Source organism: Pseudomonas sp. ADAK7 (assembly GCF_012935675.1).
GTDB lineage: Bacteria > Pseudomonadota > Gammaproteobacteria > Pseudomonadales > Pseudomonadaceae > Aquipseudomonas.
This window is the reverse complement of record NZ_CP052861.1, coordinates 4,715,064-4,734,547: the sequence shown is the minus strand read 5'-3', so window position 1 is coordinate 4,734,547 and position 19,484 is coordinate 4,715,064. Positions and strand designations below refer to the sequence as shown.

Genomic DNA, 19,484 nt, shown 5'->3' with positions numbered 1-19,484 from the left:
GCGAGGCTTGCCCGCGAAGGCGTCGTGTCAGTTGACAACGATGTCGACTGACACGACGCCTTCGCGGGCAAGCCTCGCTCCTACAGGTTTTGCGTTAGCTCACGATTTCGAGGGCGGGCTGCTGGCTGGAACCGAAGGTCAGGTATTCAACCAACTCCGCCAACGGCAACGGCTTGCTGATCAAATACCCCTGCACCTGATCACAGCCAAAGCCGCGCAACAAATCCAGCTGCTCCGGCGTTTCCACGCCCTCGGCCACCACTTCCAGGTTGAGGTTGTGCGCCAGGTTGATCATCGCGTGCACCAGTTTGCGGTTCTCTTCCCGTTCTTCCATGCCGCCGACAAAACTCTTGTCGACCTTGAGCAAGGTGATCGGCAGGCTGTTGAGGTGCACGAACGACGAGAACCCGGTGCCGAAATCGTCGAGGGAGAAACGCACGCCGAGGCGTCCGAGGGCATCCATGGTCTGCTTGACCAGATCGCTGCGGCGCATCACCGCGGTTTCGGTCAGTTCGAATTCCAGCCATTGCGCTTCGACGCCGCGCTCGGTGATCAGCCGGCTCAACGTCGACAACAACTGGCTGTCCTGAAACTGCCGGAACGACAGGTTGATCGCCATGTGCAACGCCGGCAAACCCCGCTCGCGCAACGCCTGCATGTCGCGCAGGGCCCGGGAAATCACCCAGTAACCCAGCGGCACGATCAAGCCACTTTGCTCGGCCAGCGGTACAAACTCGCTCGGCGGCAGCAAGCCCCGCTCGGCGTGACGCCAGCGCACCAGGGCTTCGAGGCCAACGATCTGGCCGTCCTCAAGGTTCAGGCGTGGCTGGTAATGCAGTTCCAGCTCATCGCGACGCAAGGCCCGGCGCAGTTCGCTTTCGAGGTCGGCGATGCTGCGGGCGTTACGGTTGATGCGTTCGTTGAAGATGTGAAAGGTGCAGCCCTGAGTGCTCTTGGCCTGCTGCATGGCGATGTGCGCGTGCCACATCAATGGATCGGCACCGGCCTGGGCCCGGGCGTGGGCAATCCCGAGGCTGGAGCCGATCAACAGGCTTTCGCCGTCGATCCAGTATGGCTCGGACAGCGCCTCGGTTATGCGTTCGGCCATCCATTCGGCCCGTTGCGGTGCGCGGCGGGTGTCGATCAGCAAGGCGAATTCATCGCTGCCGAGGCGCGCCAGTTGATCGCCGGCCTCGAGCTGGCTTTTCAGCCGCGCGACCACTTGCAGGATCAGTCGGTCACCCGCCTGATGACCGAGGGCGTCGTTGGCGTGACGGAAGTTGTCGAGATCGAGGTGCCCGAGGGCCAGGCCACGACCGTCGTGTTCCGCCAAGCGTGCCGCAAGCAAGGTCTGGAAACCCTGGCGGTTGGCGATGCCGGTCAGCGGGTCTTGTTCGGCCAGGCGTTGCAGGGTGTTTTCCAGCACGCCGCGTTCGCGCACATGGCGCAGGCAACGGCGCAACATGCCGGGGTCGAGCAGATCACGCACCAGCCAGTCACTCACACCGTCGGGCGGGGTCAGCGGCTCGTGCTCGAGCAGCAACACCGTCGGCAGGCTGCAACGGCCAGGCAGAGGCTGAAGGGTCGGGATCGTCAACAACACCGCGCTGCGGTTGTCATCGAACAGACTGCTGACCGACTCCCAACTCGGGGCGCTGATCAGCACTGCCGAGCTCCCCATTGGAGCCAGACACTCGCGCAACAACGCTGCCCACGCCGGCTCTTCGGCCAGTAGCAGCAAACGCAAGGGTTCGACAGGCGTAGACAAGCTAGCTCCCTAGACTCTGCAATGATGTAGGCGGCGGGCATTATGCCGCGCCGGTAACCAATGACCAAATGACATCGGTTATCAAACACGGCTGTGCATCTGGAATACGAACATTAGCCGCAAATTCTCCGCGCATCCTGCGTGAAAGTAACAAAACCGGCAAATAGAGATCGCGTGCTGCGTCACAAGTCGGAGAGAGCAGCACAATTCGCTGAGCCTGTTAAAATGCCGGCCCATTTCGCAAATGACTCCCTGATTCCGTATGTCCCGACTCAATCCCCGGCAGCAAGAAGCCGTGAACTACGTCGGCGGCCCTCTATTGGTGCTCGCCGGTGCAGGCTCCGGCAAGACCAGCGTGATCACGCGCAAGATCGCGCACTTGATCCAAAACTGCGGCATCCGTGCCCAGTACATCGTCGCCATGACCTTTACCAACAAGGCCGCGCGGGAGATGAAGGAACGGGTCGGCACCCTGCTCAAGGGCGGCGAAGGCCGTGGCCTGACCGTGTGCACCTTCCACAACCTGGGCCTGAACATCATCCGCAAGGAACACGTGCGGCTGGGCTACAAGCCGGGCTTCTCGATCTTTGACGAGACTGACGTCAAAGCCTTGATGACCGACATCATGCAGAAGGAATACGCGGGCGACGACGGCGTCGACGAGATCAAGAACATGATCGGCTCGTGGAAAAACGACCTGATCCTGCCGCCCGAAGCCCTGGAAAACGCACGCAACCCCAAGGAACAGACCGCCGCCATCGTCTACACCCACTACCAGCGCACGCTGAAAGCGTTCAACGCGGTGGACTTCGACGACCTGATCCTGCTGCCGGTAAAGCTGTTCCAGGAACACGCCGACATCCTCGAAAAGTGGCAGAACAAGGTCCGCTACCTGCTGGTGGACGAATACCAGGACACCAACGCCAGCCAGTATTTGCTGGTGAAGCTGCTGATCGGCACACGCAACCAGTTCACCGTGGTCGGCGACGATGACCAATCGATCTACGCCTGGCGCGGCGCCCGCCCGGAAAACCTGATGTTGCTCAAGGACGATTACCCGTCCCTGAAAGTCGTCATGCTTGAGCAGAACTACCGCTCCACCAGCCGCATCCTGCGTTGCGCCAACGTGCTGATCTCGAACAACCCCCACGAGTTTGAAAAACAACTGTGGAGCGAGATGGGCCACGGCGACGAAATCCGCGTGATCCGCTGCCGCAACGAAGACGCCGAAGCCGAGCGCGTGGCCGTCGAGTTGCTGACCCTGCACCTGCGCACCGACCGGCCGTACAGCGACTTTGCGATCCTGTATCGCGGGAACTACCAGGCCAAGCTGATCGAGCTGAAGCTGCAACACCACCAGATTCCTTACCGACTTTCCGGCGGCAACAGCTTTTTCGGACGCCAGGAAGTGAAAGACCTGATGGCCTACTTCCGCCTGATCGTGAACCCGGATGACGACAACGCCTTCCTGCGGGTGATCAACGTGCCGCGTCGGGAAATCGGTTCGACCACCCTGGAAAAGCTCGGCAACTACGCCACCGAACGCAAGATCTCGATGTACGCCGCCACCGACGAAATCGGCTTGGGCGAGCATCTGGACACGCGCTTCACCGATCGCCTGTCGCGCTTCAAGCGCTTCATGGACAAGGTCCGCGAGCAGTGCGCCGGCGAAGACCCGATCTCGGCCCTGCGCAGCATGGTCATGGACATCGACTACGAGAACTGGCTGCGCACCAACAGTTCCAGCGACAAAGCCGCCGATTACCGCATGGGTAACGTCTGGTTCCTGATCGAGGCGTTGAAAAACACCCTGGAGAAAGACGAAGAAGGCGAGATGACCGTCGAAGACGCCATCGGCAAACTGGTATTGCGCGACATGCTCGAACGTCAGCAGGAAGAGGAAGACGGCGCCGAAGGCGTGCAGATGATGACCTTGCACGCCTCCAAGGGCCTGGAATTTCCCTACGTGTTCATCATGGGCATGGAAGAGGAAATCCTCCCGCACCGCTCCAGCATCGAAGCCGACACCATCGAAGAAGAACGCCGCTTGGCCTACGTCGGGATTACCCGCGCACGCCAGACGCTGGCCTTCACCTTCGCCGCCAAGCGTAAGCAGTACGGCGAGATCATCGACTGCGCGCCGAGCCGCTTCCTCGATGAACTGCCGCCGGACGACCTGGCCTGGGAAGGCAACGACGACACCCCCGTTGAAGTCAAAGCCGTTCGCGGCAATACCGCATTGGCGGATATACGCGCGATGTTAAAGCGCTAGAATCGACTACTTTTTAACCAGCCCTGGACGCACAGGCGTCCTTAGAGGAAAGCTTCATGGAAGCACTGCACAAGAAAATTCGCGAAGAAGGCATCGTGCTTTCCGATCAGGTCCTGAAAGTCGACGCCTTTCTGAACCACCAGATCGACCCGGCCCTGATGAAGCTGATCGGCGACGAATTCGCCACGCTGTTCAAGGATTCGGGCATCACCAAGATCGTCACCATCGAAGCCTCGGGCATTGCCCCGGCGATCATGACCGGCCTGAACCTCGGCGTGCCGGTGATCTTCGCCCGCAAACACCAGTCCCTGACCCTGACTGAAAACCTGCTGTCGGCGACCGTTTACTCGTTCACCAAGCAGACCGAAAGCACCGTGGCGATCTCCCCGCGCCACCTGACCAGCAGCGACCGCGTGCTGATCATCGACGACTTTTTGGCTAACGGTAAGGCGTCCCAGGCGCTGATCTCGATCATCAAGCAGGCTGGCGCGACGGTTGCCGGTTTGGGGATCGTGATCGAGAAGTCGTTCCAGGGCGGGCGGGCGGAACTGGATGCGCAGGGTTATCGCGTTGAGTCGCTGGCTCGGGTGCAATCCCTGGCTGGCGGCGTCGTGACCTTCATCGAGTAACCCTACACCGTCCATGATCGTTCCCACGCTCCGCGTGGGAATGCAGCCCGGGACGCTCCGCGTCCCATCCAAGCCGAACGCGGAGCGTCCGAAGTGGCATTCCCACGCAGAGCGTGGGAACGATCAGGCTTGCGCGGTGGCCTTGAGGCCCGTAAGCAACAACCGCTGAAACAAATCCTCCTTCAGCCCTTCCGGCTTCTCCAGTTGCATCCGCTCCAGATGCTCCGGGTATTGCGAAGCCTCCGGCGCATCCAGCGCAGCCTTGCCCAATTCCAGAATCTCGCTCAGCTTGAACTTGCTCTTCAACCAGTTCAGCGCCCGCAACACGTCCCGCTCCACCTCAGTGAAATCACAGCCCAGCGGATACTCTGGAAACAGGTTCGGGTGTCGCGCCTGAATGGCCTGCAAACGTTGCGGATTATTGTCGGCAAATCGCGGATCGAGGCGGAAATTCTTCGGCAGCTTGCCAACGTTCTGCGCCTGTTCGATCAACCCCGGCTGAAAGCGTGAATCGCTGATATTGAGCAACGCCTCGATCACCGCCGAATCGGTTTTGCCGCGCAAATCGGCGATGCCGTATTCGGTGACCACGATGTCCCGCAGGTGCCGTGGGATCGTGCAGTGGCCATACTCCCAGACAATGTTCGAACTGACCTCCCCGCCCGACTCGCGCCAACTGCGCAGGATCAGCACCGAACGCGCGCCTTCCAGCGCATGGCCCTGGGCGACGAAGTTGTACTGCCCGCCGACGCCGCTGAGCACCCGCCCGTCCTCCAGTTGATCCGCCACGCCGGCGCCCATCAGGGTCATGGTGAACACGGTGTTGATAAATCGCGCATCCAGGCGCTGCAAACGCTTGAGTTCTTCCTGACCGTACAACTCGTTGATGTAGCTGATGCGGGTCATGTTGAATTCGAGGCGTTTGCTCTGAGGAAAGTCGCGCAGGCGCTCGTAGAAACTGCGCGGCCCGAGGAAGAACCCGCCGTGCACCGAGATGCCGTCTGTTTGCGCGGCCTCGTCGAGGGTGCCGTCGTTGGCCTGTTGCTGGGTCGGCACATCCGGGTAAACCTTGCGCCGGATGATTCCGGCATCGGCCAGCACCAGCAAGCCGTTGACGAACATTTCGCTGCAACCGTATAGACCCGTGGCGAAGGGATCGACGCCGCCTTCGCGATCTATGAGTTGCGCCCATTGGCTGAGATTCAGATCCGCCAACAACGCTTTGTACCCGGCGTTATCGGCCTGGCGTGCGAGCAACGCCGCGGTCAACGCATCGCCCATGGAGCCGATGCCGATTTGCAGCGTGCCGCCATCGCGCACCAACGTACTGGCGTGCAGACCGATGAAATGATCCTGGAATCCCACCGGCATGTTCGGCGTGGAGAACAGTGTGGTGTTGTCTTTCTCGTCGATCAGCAGGTCGAACGCGTCCATGCCGACTTCGGCATCACCGGGCATGTAGGGCAAATCGTTGTGGACCTGGCCCACCAGCAGGATCGTCTCCCCCGCTTCTCGCCGTTTGGCGATCATCGGAAACAGATCGAGGGTGATGTCCGGGTTGCAGCTCAGGCTCAGCCGATCGGGATGTTCGCTATGGCTGGCCACCAATTGCGCCACCAGGTTCAAACCGGCGGCATTGATGTCCCGGGCGGCGTGGCTGTAATTGCTGCTGACGTAGTCCTGCTGGGCTTGGGCGCTGTGCAACAGGCTGCCGGGCTGCATGAAGAACTGCTGGATCTGGATGTTGGATGGCAGGCTGTCCCGTTGCAGTTCAGCGAGAAAATCCAGCTCCGGGTAATCGCCGAAAACCCGTTCGATGAAGGGTTCGAGAAAGCGCTTCTGCAGACCATCGCCCAATGCGGGACGACCGAGGCACAGGGCGGTGTAGATCGTCAGCCGCCGCTCGGGCAGTTGCGCGATGCGCTGGAACAGCGCATTGACGAAGTGGTTGGGTTTGCCCAACCCCAGGGGCAGGCCCATGTGAATATGCGCCGGCAACCGTGCCAGGACGTCATCGACCGCTTGCTCGATAGAACACAGCTGCACCATCTGATCCTCCCTTACATTCCGTGAATTGGGGTTGGACCGAGCTTGTCGGGCCTTTGCTGCAAAGAATAGTCCCCAAGGGTAAATCGCAGACACAAAAAAGCCGCTCGCAAGCGGCTTTTTCGCTGAAGATGAAGGCTTATTTCAGGCCGGACATCTTCTCGATTGCACCCTTCAGCTCAGGATCGGAGCAGTCGGCGCAGGTGCCTTTTGGCGGCATGGAATTGATACCGGAGATCGCTTTCGCGAGCAGGCCGTCAACACCACCTTCCTTCTTGGAGCGCTCGCCCCAGGCCGCCGCGTCACCAATTTTCGGTGCACCCAACAGGCCGGTACCGTGGCAAGCGTTGCAATGTTTTGCAATCACTTCATCAGGGGTCTTGGCCCCACCGCCGCCTGCCGAAGCAGCGACTTCCATCCCTTTGCACTCTTGACCCGTTACACAGACCTGGCCGACTGGCTCAAGGCGCTTGGCGATGTCGTCATTCGTTGCAGCTTGTGCGCTCACAGCCCAAAGGGCCAATACAGTTGCTGGTGCAGCCAGCATTTTCATAATTAGGTTCACGCGTTCACCCTCAATGGTGGCTATTCACGCCCACGGCCACGGTTCGCAGGCGGGCGCAAGTATAACGGCAAGCCCGCCACACTGAAACAACCCCAAAGTCGAAGGGGTCTTGTTGTGTGGCGTAAAACGGTTCGGGCGCCTTCGCAGTGCTGGCAGGACGCCTCTTTTCTTAGAAATTCGCTGGCGTGGCTGCGCTGATTAGTCGCGCAGGCGCGTCGAACGGATTCCGGAAACGGTGCGGCTTGGTACTTTCAAAGTAGTAGCTGTCGCCGGCTTCGAGCACAAAAGTTTCAGCGCCGACCACCAATTCCAGCCGACCTTCCACCAGAATCCCGGTTTCCTCGCCCTCATGGGTAAGCATCTCGTCACCGGTATCGGCGCCTGGCGGGTAGATTTCGTTGAGGAACGCGATGGCCCGGCTTGGGTGCGCCCGGCCGACCAGCTTCATGGTCACGGCACCGTCGGAAATATCGATCAGCTCGTTGGCCTTGTAGACGATCTGGGTCGGTTTTTCCTGCAGGATCTCTTCGGAAAAGAACTCGACCATGGACATGGGAATCCCGCCCAACACTTTGCGCAGCGAACTGATCGAGGGGCTGACGCTGTTCTTCTCGATCATCGAAATGGTGCTGTTGGTGACACCCGCGCGCTTGGCGAGCTCACGCTGCGAAAGACCTTTGAGCTTACGGATGGATTGCAGTCGTTCACCGACGTCCAATGCTGGAGCCTCCAAGGATTCAGGTTGTAGAAATATTGAGCGTTATCATGGCGACAGCGTTCAGTATTTACAACACTTTGGCCTGAATCCTGTTCGGCGCGGCGACTTCCGGCGCGCGGTGCTTCGGCTCAAGCCCCGGAATAGAGCAGCGGCACCCGGCGCAGGTTGCAGAAGATCTGGTACGGAATCGTGTCGGCGGCCATGGCCACTTCGCTGGCCAGGATGTTTTTGCCCCACAACTCGACGGTCGAACCGAGGCCGGCTTGCGGCACATCGGTCAGGTCGATGCAGAGCATGTCCATCGATACCCGGCCAAGCAATTGACTGCGCTGCCCGGCGACCAACACCGGCGTGCCGGTCGGCGCGTGACGCGGGTAGCCGTCGGCATAACCCATGGCGACCACGCCAATGCGCATCGGCTTCTGGGTGATGAATTTGGCGCCATAGCCAACCGGTTCGCCGGCCGGCAGTTCGCGCACACAGATGACTTTCGATTCGAGGGTCATCACCGGTTGCAGGCGCGACGCCACGGCGTTGGCTTCTTCAAACGGCGTCGCACCGTAGAGCATGATGCCCGGGCGTACCCAATCGCTTGGAATCTGCGGCCAACCGAGCACCGCCGGCGAGTTGCGCAGACTGACCTCGGCGGACAAACCCTGGCGTGCAGCCTCGAATACCGCGACCTGCTCGGCACTGGCCTGTTCGTGCAGCTCATCGGCGCGGGCGAAGTGGCTCATCAGCACGATTTTCGCCACTTTGCCGCTGGCCAGCAGCCGTTGATACGCGGCCTGGTAATCCTTTGGATGCAAGCCAACCCGGTGCATGCCTGAGTCGAGCTTGAGCCAGACCGTGATCGGCTTGCTCAGCGAGGCTTTCTCGATCGCTTCGAGTTGCCACAGCGAATGCACCACACACCAGAAGTCATGTTCGACGATCAGCGACAGCTCATCGGCTTCGAAAAAGCCTTCCAGCAACAACACCGGCGCCTTGATACCGGCGGCGCGCAGCTCCAGCGCTTCTTCGATACAGGCCACGGCAAAGCCGTCCGTCTCGGCTTCCAGCGCCTGGGCGCAACGCACCGCGCCATGGCCGTAGGCATCGGCCTTGATCACCGCGAGGGCCTTGGCCCCCGGCGTGACTTCACGGGCGATCTGGTAGTTGTGACGCAGGGCTTGAAGGTCGATCAGGGCACGGGCAGGACGCATGGCGGCAGACTTCTAGGCGGTCATGGGAATAAAAAACCGGCGCTGGCTGACGGCGTAAACCGCCAACAGCACCGGGAGAGGGATCGTTACAAGCGGTTAAGGCAGTGCGGCAACCACTGACAGCTCAACCAGGATTTCCGGTTCGCACAGCTTCGATTCAACCGTAGCGCGGGCCGGGGCGACGCCTTTTGGCAGCCACTTGTCCCACACCGCGTTCATGCCGGCGAAATCCGCGTCGATGTCTTTCAGGTAAATCGTCACCGACAGTAGGTGGCTCTTGTCGGTGCCGGCCAGATCAAGCAAACGCTCGATATTGGCCAAAGTTTCTCGGGTCTGCTGTTCAATCCCGGCGCTCATGTCATCGCCGACCTGCCCGGACAGGTACACCGTACCGTTATGGGCGACGATCTGACTCATACGTTCATTGGTGAGCTGGCGCTGGATTGCCATGTTTTGCGGACTCCTTGATTTTGCTGCCATAACGGGAAATATCGAGGCCTTCGGCGCTGATCTGCGGCGTTTTCTTCGCCATCAGGTCAGCCAGCAAACGACCGGAACCGCAAGCCATGGTCCAACCGAGGGTGCCGTGGCCAGTGTTCAGGAACAGGTTGCTGAACGGGGTCGCGCCAACGATCGGCGTGCCGTCCGGGGTGGTCGGACGCAGGCCGGTCCAGAAACTCGCCTGGGCCAGGTCGCCGCCCTGAGGATAGAGGTCGTTGACGATCATCTCCAGGGTTTCGCGTCGACGCGGGTTCAGCGACAGGTCAAAACCGGCGATTTCCGCCATGCCGCCAACGCGGATGCGGTTGTCGAAACGGGTGATCGCGACCTTGTAGGTCTCGTCGAGAATAGTCGAAGTCGGGGCCATCGCCGGGTTGGTGATCGGCACGGTCAGCGAGTAACCCTTGAGCGGATAGACCGGGGCCTTGATGCCCAGCGGCTTGAGCAGTTGCGGCGAGTAGCTGCCAAGGGCCAGGACGTAGCGATCAGCGGTTTCCAGCTTGCCGTCGATCCACACACCGTTGATGCGATCACCGGCGTAGTCGAGACGCTGGATGTCCTGGCCATAGCGGAACTCCACACCCAGCTTCACGGCCATTTCGGCCAGGCGGGTGGTGAAGATCTGGCAGTCGCCGGTCTGGTCGTTCGGCAGGCGCAGGGCACCGGCGAGGATGTCGGTGACAGCGGCCAGGGCCGGTTCAACCCGGGCAATGCCGGCGCGATCGAGCAGTTCGAACGGCACACCGGATGCTTTCAGCACGGCGATGTCTTTCGCGGCGTTGTCGAGCTGGGCCTGGGTGCGGAACAGTTGGGTCGTACCGAGGCTGCGGCCTTCGTAGGCAATGCCGGTTTCGGCGCGCAATTCGTCGAGGCAGTCACGGCTGTATTCGGACAGGCGGACCATGCGCTCTTTGTTCACCGCATAACGGTTGGCGGTGCAGTTGCGCAGCATCTGCGCCATCCACAGGTATTGGTCGATGTCGGCGGTGGCCTTGATCGCCAGCGGCGCGTGGCGCTGCAACAGCCACTTGATGGCCTTGAGCGGCACACCCGGCGCGGCCCACGGCGAGGCATAACCCGGCGAGACCTGCCCGGCGTTGGCGAAACTGGTCTCCATGGCAGCGGCCGGCTGCCGGTCCACCACCACCACTTCAAATCCGGCACGGGCCAGATAGTAAGCACTGGCGGTACCGATGACGCCGCTACCCAAGACCATAACGCGCATTTTCATATCCCTCATCGCGGCGTACCGCTGACGTGTGTTGTGCAAACCGAAGATGTGGGCAGTTTAAAAAAGATTAGCCAGTGCTTTTCACTATATAAGTGCCTATATTTGGCGACAATTCTCGGCAAAAACCCTTTTCACGGAGGCGCATCCCCTATGCGTACCAACACTCAGACCAAACGTGAGCTGGACAAGATCGACCGCAACATCCTGCGGATCCTGCAAGCGGACGGGCGCATCTCCTTCACCGAGCTGGGGGAAAAGGTCGGCCTGTCGACCACGCCCTGCACCGAGCGGGTCCGTCGGCTGGAGCGCGAAGGGATCATCATGGGCTACAACGCCCGCCTGAATCCGCAGCATCTGAAGGGTAGCCTGCTGGTGTTTGTCGAGATCAGCCTCGACTACAAATCCGGCGATACTTTCGAAGAGTTCCGACGCGCGGTGCTGAAATTACCCCATGTGCTGGAGTGCCATTTGGTGTCGGGGGACTTTGATTATCTGGTGAAAGCGCGGATTTCCGAGATGGCTTCGTACCGCAAATTGCTCGGCGATATCTTGCTCAAGCTGCCGCATGTGCGCGAATCCAAGAGCTATATCGTGATGGAAGAGGTGAAAGAGAGTTTGTGTTTGCCGATTCCGGATTGAGCCCAGCGGATCGTTCCCACGCTCTGCGTGGGTATGCAGCCCGGGACGCTCTGCGTCCCAAAAGCCGAACGCGGAGCGTCCGTTGAGGCATTCCCACGCAGAGCGTGGGAACGATCACACGAGGACTTGCCGGGTACTGGCCATGTACTCATGAATCTGCTTCTCCACCCGAGGATGAATCAGCTCCACCGGCCCGCGCCCGTTGGGGCATGGCAAGGTCTTGGTGGTGCCGAACAGGCGGCAGATCAGCGGCCGCTCGTCATACACGGTGCATCCGTTCGGCCCCAGGTGTACGCAGTTGAGTTCGTCCATCGCCGCATCCTGCTCGGCGCGGGTCTTGCGCGGCAGGCGCGACATTTCTTCCGGTGAGGTGGTGACCGGACCACAGCAGTCATGGCAGCCCGGCACGCACTCGAACGAGGGGATTTGCTGGCGCAGGGTGCGAATTTTCTGACTGTTGCAGCTCATCGAAACGGTGACCAAAAGCGGAATAGACCGGGATTCTGACGCATCCGGCCCATTCCATACAGCCGCAACCGACCAGTGTTGCTCGCGTCGAAAGGTCCGGCTTATGCTCCGTCCACTTTTTCAAACACAACAATCGGGAACACACGCATGAATGCCCCTGCCCGACACACCGCCTCTTATTACGCCGCCAGCAGCCTGCCGCAGCCCGAGCATCCACTGCTTCAGGGCGAGTTGACGGCGGATGTGTGCGTGGTCGGCGGCGGGTTCTCCGGGCTGAACACCGCGTTGGAACTGGCCGAACGCGGCCTCAGCGTGGTGCTGCTGGAAGCACACAAGATTGGCTGGGGCGCCAGCGGCCGTAACGGTGGGCAATTGATTCGCGGTGTCGGCCATGGCCTCGATCAGTTCGCCAACGTCATCGGTGCCGACGGCGTACGTCAGATGAAACTCATGGGCCTGGAAGCGGTGGAAATCGTCCGACAGCGGGTCGAGCGTTTTCAGATCCCCTGCGACTTGACTTGGGGCTACTGCGACCTCGCCAATAAACCCCGCGACCTCGAAGGTTTCGCCGAAGACGTCGCAGAACTGCGCAGTCTCGGTTACCGCTACGAAACCCGCCTGCTGCAAGCCAACGAAATGCATTCAGTGGTGGGCTCAGACCGTTACGTCGGTGGCTTGATCGACATGGGTTCCGGGCATTTGCATCCACTGAACCTGGCGCTCGGCGAAGCGGCAGCTGCGCAGCAATTGGGCGTCAAACTGTTCGAGCAATCGGCGGTCACCCGCATCGATTACGGCGGCGAAGTGAAAGTCCATACCGCCCAGGGTTCGGTCCGCGCGAAGACTCTGGTGCTGGGCTGCAACGCCTACCTCAACGGCCTCAACCCCGAACTCAGCGGCAAAGTACTGCCCGCCGGCAGCTACATCATCGCCACCGAGCCGTTGAGCGAAGAACAGGCGCACGCCCTGCTGCCGCAGAACATGGCGGTCTGCGACCAGCGCGTGGCACTGGATTACTACCGGCTTTCGGCAGATCGGCGCTTGCTGTTCGGTGGCGCTTGCCACTATTCAGGTCGGGACCCGAAAGACATCGCCGCGTATATGCGGCCGAAGATGCTGGAAGTGTTTCCGCAACTGGCCGGGGTGAAGATCGATTATCAATGGGGCGGCATGATCGGCATCGGCGCCAATCGCTTGCCGCAGATTGGCCGACTCAAGGATCAGCCGAATGTGTATTACGCCCAGGCGTATTCCGGGCATGGGGTGAATGCCACGCACCTGGCGGGCAAGCTGTTGGCTGAAGCCATCAGCGGCCAGCACAGTGGCGGGTTCGATCTGTTTGCCCAGGTGCCGCACATCACCTTCCCCGGCGGCCGGCATTTGCGTTCGCCGTTGTTGGCGCTGGGAATGTTGTGGCATCGGATGAAAGAGTTGGTTTGAGATCGTTCCCACGCTCCTGCGTGGGAACGATCATGACTAAATCCGCCAGAACGGCTTAAGCCCCTCCGCCAACGCCTCCTCCCGACTCAACCCGACATCCCGCAGTTGCTCCGGGGTCAGGTTCAGCAACGCCTTGCGCGTGTGCAGACGATGCCAGAACAGGTCCCAGCGACTGAGGCAGGACGGTGCGTTGCGCAGGGACGCCTCACGGGTGCCGTGGTTCTGCCCTGCCGCCAGTTCCTGACTGTGTAACGTCAGCCGCACATCGCTCAAGCCGTTCATGTTGATCGCTCCTGTTTACTTGGGTAGCCAGAGGTTTCATCATGCGCGGACGGCGAAAAGCATTACAGATTCAAAGCCACTGTATTATTTCCATACAGATTTAGCGCTCTAAGGTCTGAATCACGTATTTTTGCCCCATCTGTACCGGTTAACCGAATCACCTGCATCGAGGCTGCGCCATGACCCTTTACGTCAATCTCGCCGAATTGCTCGGCACGCGGATCGAACAGGGCTTCTATCGCCCCGGCGACCGGCTGCCCTCAGTCCGGGCGTTAAGTGTCGAGCACGGGGTCAGCCTGAGTACGGTGCAACAGGCTTATCGGGTGCTGGAAGACAGCGGGCTGGCAACGCCGAAACCCAAATCCGGCTACTTCGTGCCGGTCAGCCGCGAGCTCCCGGAACTGCCCGCCGTCGGCCGTCCGGCGCAACGCCCGGTGGATATTTCCCAGTGGGATCAGGTGCTGGAATTGATCCGCGCCGTGCCGCGCAAAGACGTGGTGCAACTCGGTCGCGGCATGCCGGACATCACCACGCCGACCATGAAGCCGCTGCTGCGCGGGCTGGCGCAGATCAGTCGGCGCCAGGACATGCCCGGCCTGTATTACGACAACATCCACGGCAACCTCGAACTGCGCGAACAGATCGCCCGGCTAATGCTCGATTCCGGCTGTCAATTAAGCGCCGCAGACCTGGTGATCACCACCGGTTGCCACGAAGCGCTGTCCACCAGCATCCGCTCCATCTGCGACCCCGGCGATATCGTCGCGGTGGATTCACCGAGCTTCCACGGCGCCATGCAGACCCTCAAGGGCCTGGGCCTGAAAGCTCTGGAAATTCCTACCGACCCGATCACCGGCATCAGCCTCGATGCGCTGGAGCTGGCCCTGGAACAATGGCCGATCAAGGCCATACAGTTGACCCCCAACTGCAACAACCCCTTGGGCTACATCATGCCGGAGGCGCGCAAACGGGCCTTGTTGAACCTGGCACAGCGCTTCGACGTGGCGATCATCGAGGACGATGTGTATGGCGAACTGGCCTACACCTACCCGCGCCCGCGCACGATCAAATCCTTCGATGAAGACGGCCGCGTGCTGCTGTGCAGTTCCTTTTCCAAGACCCTGGCGCCGGGGCTGCGTATCGGTTGGGTCGCACCGGGGCGCTATCTGGAACGGGTGCTGCACATGAAATACATCAGCACCGGCTCCACCGCACCGCAAGCGCAGATCGCTATCGCCGATTTCCTCAAGGGCGGGCACTTCGAGCCGCATTTGCGGCGGATGCGCAGCCAATACCAGCGCAATCGCGACATGATGATCGATTGGGTCACACGCTACTTCCCCGCCGGCACCCGGGCCAGTCGTCCACAGGGCAGTTTCATGCTGTGGGTCGAACTGCCGGAAGGCTTCGATACCTTGAAACTGAATCGTGCGTTGCACGACCAAGGCGTACAGATTGCCGTCGGCAGCATCTTTTCGGCCTCGGGCAAGTACCGCAATTGCTTGCGCATGAACTATGCCGCCAAGCCGACGCCGCAGATCGAGGATGCCGTGCGCAAGGTCGGCGCTGCGGCGATCAAACTGTTGGCGGACACGCCAAGTGATGGCTAACCCGCCCGGCAAACCACCTCGACGGTAGAGTAAGGCATGGACGATTCGGGGAGCCCGGAAGGGTCGACTTGCAAATGGCAGGGCTGGTCATCAGGCAGCATCACTTGCAGTCGAACTTCATCGGGCACATCGGCCAGGTACACCAGACCGGCGTCCACCACGCTGGTCAGGTACTCGCCCTGGCTGCCATATACCGATGCGCCTTTGGGTACCCAGTCACCCTCGGCTGTGCGTACGTGGAGCATCAACCGGCGTACCGAGCCCACGCTGAAATCCAGTCGCGGTACTGCGCCACGCCCGGCCTCGACCTCTTGATAGCCATTGAGCACGTCGAGGTGACGCGGCAGGCTGACGGTGTCGATTTCAATACGACTGGTCTGGTAAGCCGGCAGACTCGCCGCCACTGCCCGCCCGCCGCCATCCGTCCATACCGGGCCTTGCGGCGTGCTGACCTTGACCCCGGCGGCCTCGCCGACCTTGAGCAGGCCGAAAGTGTCACGCAGCGGATAGGGTGACGGCGTCAGCCCTTCTTCGTGGATCGCCAGGCCGCCGCGGAGCGTGAGGTCATAACTGCTGGTGCCGACGCCACTGCGCGAATAACCAAGATCAACGCTGGTGTAACGGGGCAAGGCATTAAGGCGTGCGTTGAAGTCGGTCCGACCATTGTCAGAGCGGTCTGCGCCGAGGCTGTAGCCCAAGGTATCGTTGACCTGTTCTGAGTAACGGGCACCGGTTCGCAGCCCGCTTCGCTCATCATGGCGCCCGTAGGTATTGAGGCTTCGGTTGCGCCCAAGGGGCACGCTGAGACTGGCATAGAGGCCCGTACCACGGGCATCGTCGCCGCTGTCGCGCTGCACACTCAACGACAGATTCGCACCCGTGAACGCCCGTGACCACGAGGCGCTGACACGCGAACGATCCTGCCCACCGCCCACCGCGTACCGGGTCAATGCTCCGGAAAACGCCCCCCATCGCGAGTCGGAATGCCTCAACGATGCCCCCCATTGGCGCTCGGAGCGGCTATCGATGTCGTCGGCAAACGACGCCAGTCCGGTGTCGGCCAAGTGTCGAAAGCCTTGGCTACGCTGGCCCGCCGTCAAACTGGCGGACAAGTTGGAGCTCAATGCCGCGCTTAACGTGGCCTGCCATTCCTGGCCCTGGCCGATTTGCGGAGTGCGCGAACTCAACTGTTGAACGCTCACCAGCGAGCTTCGCGTCAGCGCCTGCTGTACACCCCAGCCCAGGGATTGATATTGGCTCGCGCCCATCAATCCACCACTTAACTGAGTCGCAGGCCCCCACTGCCAGTCCTTGCTCACGGCCAAAAATGACGGCGCATCGCGCTCATCTCCGGCGAAACGTCGAACCTTGCCTGCCGCAATCCCATAACCGGGCAATGCCCCGACGCTGACGGGGCGCACGTTCGCCGCCGGCACGCGAAAGTCGCGTTGCTCGCCGCTCTCCTCGAACACGCTGACCTCAAGGTCCAGGCGATTGCTGAGCAACGGCAAGTCGCGCAGGACAAATGGCCCGCTGGGGACGAGGGTGGTGTAGATCACTACGCCACTCTGGCGCACTTCGACCCGTGCCGGTGAATAGGCCAGTCCTTGCACCTGCGTCCCGGCGCCGAGGCTTTCGCCGGTCCGAGACGCGAGGGCCGTTTCCGGAAGGATCTGCAGACCGGTGAACGCCTCTCCGGCAAACAGCGATGAACGCATGTTGAGCTGACCCAACTGCACGTTGGCCTGAAAGCGTTCCCAGGTCCGCGAAGCCTGGGTGTACAGCGTCTCGAAACGCTCCACACCCTGAAACGAGGTGTAGTTTTGCCGGCTGCGCACCACCCAATCGCCTGCGTTGAAACCCAACTCGGTACCCAGGTTGCGGAATTGGCTGGATTGCCCGGCGGCGGAACTTGTGAGCATTAGCGCGTCGTAGTTGAACAACCCGGCCGTACCGCCCGTGGCCCAGGTTCGCGGATGAGGCGCTGACGGGAGCAGCCACTCGGTTGGCACCCGTAACTGCACTTGCTGCTTGCCCGGATCGAGCTGAACCTGCACACCCGCCAGACCATCGATAGCCCGTAAACACTGCGTGCTGTCAGCGCTCAAGGGCAAACCCGATGGCGCGGCAATCCGGGCCTGATCTAGCAGATTCGAATCGAAGCACAACTGCCCCTCTTCATCGAAGGTCGCCACAACATGCCCCGAAGGTGCGCCATTGACCTGCAGCGCCACTCGACTGCGTCCTGCCGAAAAGCGTGGCGCGCGACCAAAGTGCTCAGCGACTTTCGGATCAATGCCGCGCGCCTTGAGCACCGACTGATCGAACTCGGTGAGCGCCTCTCCCCAGGCTTTTTCCATCGACACCGTGACCAGAATGAAACCACCGGCCAGATACCAGCCGCCGCCACGGCTCACTCACGCAAACTCAGCGGCGCATCGTAGCTGCCAACGGCAAACCCATAGGTCGTCGCGGGAAACAGCCGTACATGCGTGCCCAGGATTGACGGTGCCCCGAGGCTCAGCACCTCGCCCGGCAAGATATAGGTGCGACCCAAATCCAGCGTCGCACCACCGGGAATCAGGTTCACCGACCTGGCCAGCCGAACCACATAGGGGCTGGGATTGCTGACCTGTAGATGAGTGCCGGCGCCCGCCCAGACCAACCGCTTCCAGGGCATGCGCTCCACCGCAAGATTGGCCGGACGCAGGATGACCGGGATGTTCTGCCGGATCCCCAGGCTGACATGCGCATCGCTCGTGCTCTGCCGAGGCTTGATACCTTCCAGCACCACACGCTTGAGCCGTTCGGTTTCCAGGGGTTTGGCGCTACGCAGGATGAATCGCACTTGCTGGCTCTGACCCGGTTCCACTCGCGCCACTGGCGGATTCAGCAACAACAGAGGCTCGTCATCCTCGGCGATATGCTCGATTGAGCTGTACAGCAACGCGGGTTGATCGTCGGAGTTCCTGACGTTCAGGGTTGCCTCGCCCAGCGCCTGATCGACCACCACCACCGGCGTTTCCGGAATCATTCCGGCGGCATGGGTACTCGGATTCGTGAACAACAGGCACAACGTCGCGACAGCGCCGAGCGCTGTGAAAGGTTTAAGAGGGTGCATGAAAGTCTCCAAAAGACATCGACCGACCCTGTAAACACAGCGCCAGTCGAGGCCCGGTAATGCAATGGCATCCTGCCAGTGACCGTTTTTCAGGCAAGCCACCGCCCAGGTTCGCGCCAGGCGAACCCCGTCAATCAGGCAGGTTCAGAGCACAGTGACGCAGTGGTTGCGTCGGCTCAGAGGTAATACACGTCAAACGTGACCGAACCATCGAGCTGGAACTCGTCGGTGGTCGGTGGCAGTTCGGAAGTGGCGCGAATGGCCGCCGCCACTTTCATCGGGAATGTGTGCAGACGGGCAGCGGCCGGACCGGTTGCAGCACTCGGCCCCCAGGAATAGGAGATTGGCGCATTGGACACCAACCCGCTGACTGGAACGCGCCATACCGGATTATCCGGCGAACGCACCAGGAACATCTGTGGGTTGCCATCGGTCAATGGTTGACCGGTCAATAGACCGAATCCACCGATACCAACACCCTGGGTACTGCCCAGACCGTAGTAAAGATCGTTATTGGTGCGACCATTGAACGTCAGGCCCGGCACCTTGGTGGCGCCACGATTATCGGTGACGGCGATTTCCACCGCAGCCGGCGCATCGCAAGCGATCTTCAGGGTGATATCCCGTGGCGGCAAATCGTTTTGCGAGGTCGGGTTCAAGGTGGCGGCAAAGATACGACCCAGATCGACGTTACTACCGCCAGCAAAGGCCGGAATGCACGACGTCGGGATGACCGTGCCGGAGACCGTCAGATCTACACTGGCTGCTTGAACCGCAAAAGGCACCAATGCGACGACTAATGCACCTACCAATTTAGTTTTTTTCATCATCACTTACCTGTGAAATAGCTGGAAACATTGGAGCCCAAGAGCGTTCAAGAAAAACCCTGCTGCCTCTTGCTGCACCAAATGCCCGGCGATCATTCCTGTTTTTGTAGGACTTTTATGTAGGAAAAGGAGGCAAATAGAAGTGGCTTTATCTGCGGGATC

General features: G+C 60.8%; 17 protein-coding genes. 5 read left to right on the top strand and 12 right to left on the bottom strand.

Annotated elements, in window-relative coordinates:
- Positions 1-94: 94 nt before the first annotated feature.
- Positions 95-1,768 carry a putative bifunctional diguanylate cyclase/phosphodiesterase gene (locus HKK53_RS21675; RefSeq protein WP_169372515.1) on the bottom strand — a complete coding sequence of 558 codons (1,674 nt, stop codon included), beginning with the start codon at positions 1,766-1,768 and terminating at the stop codon, positions 95-97.
- A gap of 262 nt (positions 1,769-2,030) precedes the next feature.
- Between HKK53_RS21675 and rep the strand changes: the two genes are divergently transcribed.
- Both rep and HKK53_RS21665 read left to right on the top strand, forming a co-directional pair.
- Positions 2,031-4,040: a DNA helicase Rep gene (gene rep, locus HKK53_RS21670; RefSeq protein ID WP_092276241.1), complete on the top strand. Its 2,010-nt coding sequence runs from the start codon at positions 2,031-2,033 to the stop codon at positions 4,038-4,040.
- Between the two features lie 56 nt (positions 4,041-4,096).
- A complete protein-coding gene (locus HKK53_RS21665; protein WP_020799401.1) occupies positions 4,097-4,669 on the top strand; it encodes a xanthine phosphoribosyltransferase in 573 nt (190 codons plus the stop codon).
- Between the two features lie 123 nt (positions 4,670-4,792).
- Here HKK53_RS21665 and HKK53_RS21660 read toward each other — a convergent pair whose 3' ends face one another.
- From HKK53_RS21660 to dadA, 6 genes are all read right to left on the bottom strand, one after another.
- Positions 4,793-6,718 carry an acetyl-CoA hydrolase/transferase family protein gene (locus HKK53_RS21660; protein WP_169372514.1) on the bottom strand — a complete coding sequence of 642 codons (1,926 nt, stop codon included), beginning with the start codon at positions 6,716-6,718 and terminating at the stop codon, positions 4,793-4,795.
- Positions 6,719-6,854: 136 nt separating this feature from the next.
- Positions 6,855-7,268 carry a c-type cytochrome gene (locus tag HKK53_RS21655; protein WP_178117461.1) on the bottom strand — a complete coding sequence of 138 codons (414 nt, stop codon included), beginning with the start codon at positions 7,266-7,268 and terminating at the stop codon, positions 6,855-6,857.
- Between the two features lie 181 nt (positions 7,269-7,449).
- Positions 7,450-7,998, bottom strand: a complete 549-nt coding sequence (locus HKK53_RS21650; protein WP_047226150.1) for a cupin domain-containing protein — start codon at positions 7,996-7,998, stop codon at positions 7,450-7,452.
- Between the two features lie 128 nt (positions 7,999-8,126).
- Positions 8,127-9,203, bottom strand: coding sequence for an alanine racemase (gene alr, locus HKK53_RS21645; RefSeq protein WP_169372512.1), 1,077 nt, complete (start codon positions 9,201-9,203; stop codon positions 8,127-8,129).
- Between the two features lie 96 nt (positions 9,204-9,299).
- On the bottom strand, positions 9,300-9,653 hold the full coding sequence (locus HKK53_RS21640; RefSeq protein WP_169372511.1) for a RidA family protein: 354 nt from the start codon (positions 9,651-9,653) through the stop codon (positions 9,300-9,302).
- Positions 9,625-10,929, bottom strand: a complete 1,305-nt coding sequence (dadA, locus tag HKK53_RS21635; protein WP_169372510.1) for a D-amino acid dehydrogenase — start codon at positions 10,927-10,929, stop codon at positions 9,625-9,627. Before dadA ends, HKK53_RS21640 begins: the two co-directional genes overlap by 29 nt.
- 156 nt (positions 10,930-11,085) lie before the next feature.
- On the opposite strand from dadA, the gene HKK53_RS21630 reads away from it, so the two are divergent.
- A complete protein-coding gene (locus HKK53_RS21630) occupies positions 11,086-11,574 on the top strand; it encodes an Lrp/AsnC ligand binding domain-containing protein (RefSeq protein ID WP_010465173.1) in 489 nt (162 codons plus the stop codon).
- 114 nt (positions 11,575-11,688) lie between these two features.
- Here the strand turns inward: HKK53_RS21630 and HKK53_RS21625 are convergent, their stop codons facing one another.
- On the bottom strand, positions 11,689-12,042 hold the full coding sequence (locus tag HKK53_RS21625; RefSeq protein WP_007947437.1) for a YkgJ family cysteine cluster protein: 354 nt from the start codon (positions 12,040-12,042) through the stop codon (positions 11,689-11,691).
- 147 nt (positions 12,043-12,189) lie between these two features.
- Here HKK53_RS21625 and HKK53_RS21620 point away from each other — a divergent pair, with 147 nt between their 5' ends.
- The gene (locus tag HKK53_RS21620; protein ID WP_169372509.1) at positions 12,190-13,482 is read left to right on the top strand and encodes an NAD(P)/FAD-dependent oxidoreductase; all 1,293 of its coding nucleotides are present in this window, start codon (positions 12,190-12,192) and stop codon (positions 13,480-13,482) included.
- Positions 13,483-13,518: 36 nt separating this feature from the next.
- Here the strand turns inward: HKK53_RS21620 and HKK53_RS21615 are convergent, their stop codons facing one another.
- Positions 13,519-13,764, bottom strand: a complete 246-nt coding sequence (locus tag HKK53_RS21615; RefSeq protein ID WP_169372508.1) for a DUF1127 domain-containing protein — start codon at positions 13,762-13,764, stop codon at positions 13,519-13,521.
- 179 nt (positions 13,765-13,943) lie between these two features.
- Between HKK53_RS21615 and HKK53_RS21610 the strand changes: the two genes are divergently transcribed.
- On the top strand, positions 13,944-15,374 hold the full coding sequence (locus HKK53_RS21610; protein WP_169372507.1) for an aminotransferase-like domain-containing protein: 1,431 nt from the start codon (positions 13,944-13,946) through the stop codon (positions 15,372-15,374).
- On the opposite strand, the gene HKK53_RS21605 is transcribed toward HKK53_RS21610, so the two are convergent.
- The 3 genes from HKK53_RS21605 to HKK53_RS21595 all read right to left on the bottom strand — a co-directional run bounded on the left by HKK53_RS21605 (position 15,371) and on the right by HKK53_RS21595 (position 19,322).
- Positions 15,371-17,791: a fimbria/pilus outer membrane usher protein gene (locus HKK53_RS21605; RefSeq protein WP_237150591.1), complete on the bottom strand. Its 2,421-nt coding sequence runs from the start codon at positions 17,789-17,791 to the stop codon at positions 15,371-15,373. The genes HKK53_RS21610 and HKK53_RS21605 overlap by 4 nt on opposite strands.
- On the bottom strand, positions 17,788-18,495 hold the full coding sequence (locus tag HKK53_RS21600; RefSeq protein ID WP_169372506.1) for a fimbria/pilus chaperone family protein: 708 nt from the start codon (positions 18,493-18,495) through the stop codon (positions 17,788-17,790). Before HKK53_RS21600 ends, HKK53_RS21605 begins: the two co-directional genes overlap by 4 nt.
- A 176-nt stretch (positions 18,496-18,671) precedes the next feature.
- Entirely contained in the window at positions 18,672-19,322 is a 651-nt protein-coding gene (locus tag HKK53_RS21595; RefSeq protein WP_169372505.1) for a DUF1120 domain-containing protein, read from the bottom strand.
- Positions 19,323-19,484 lie beyond the last annotated feature (162 nt).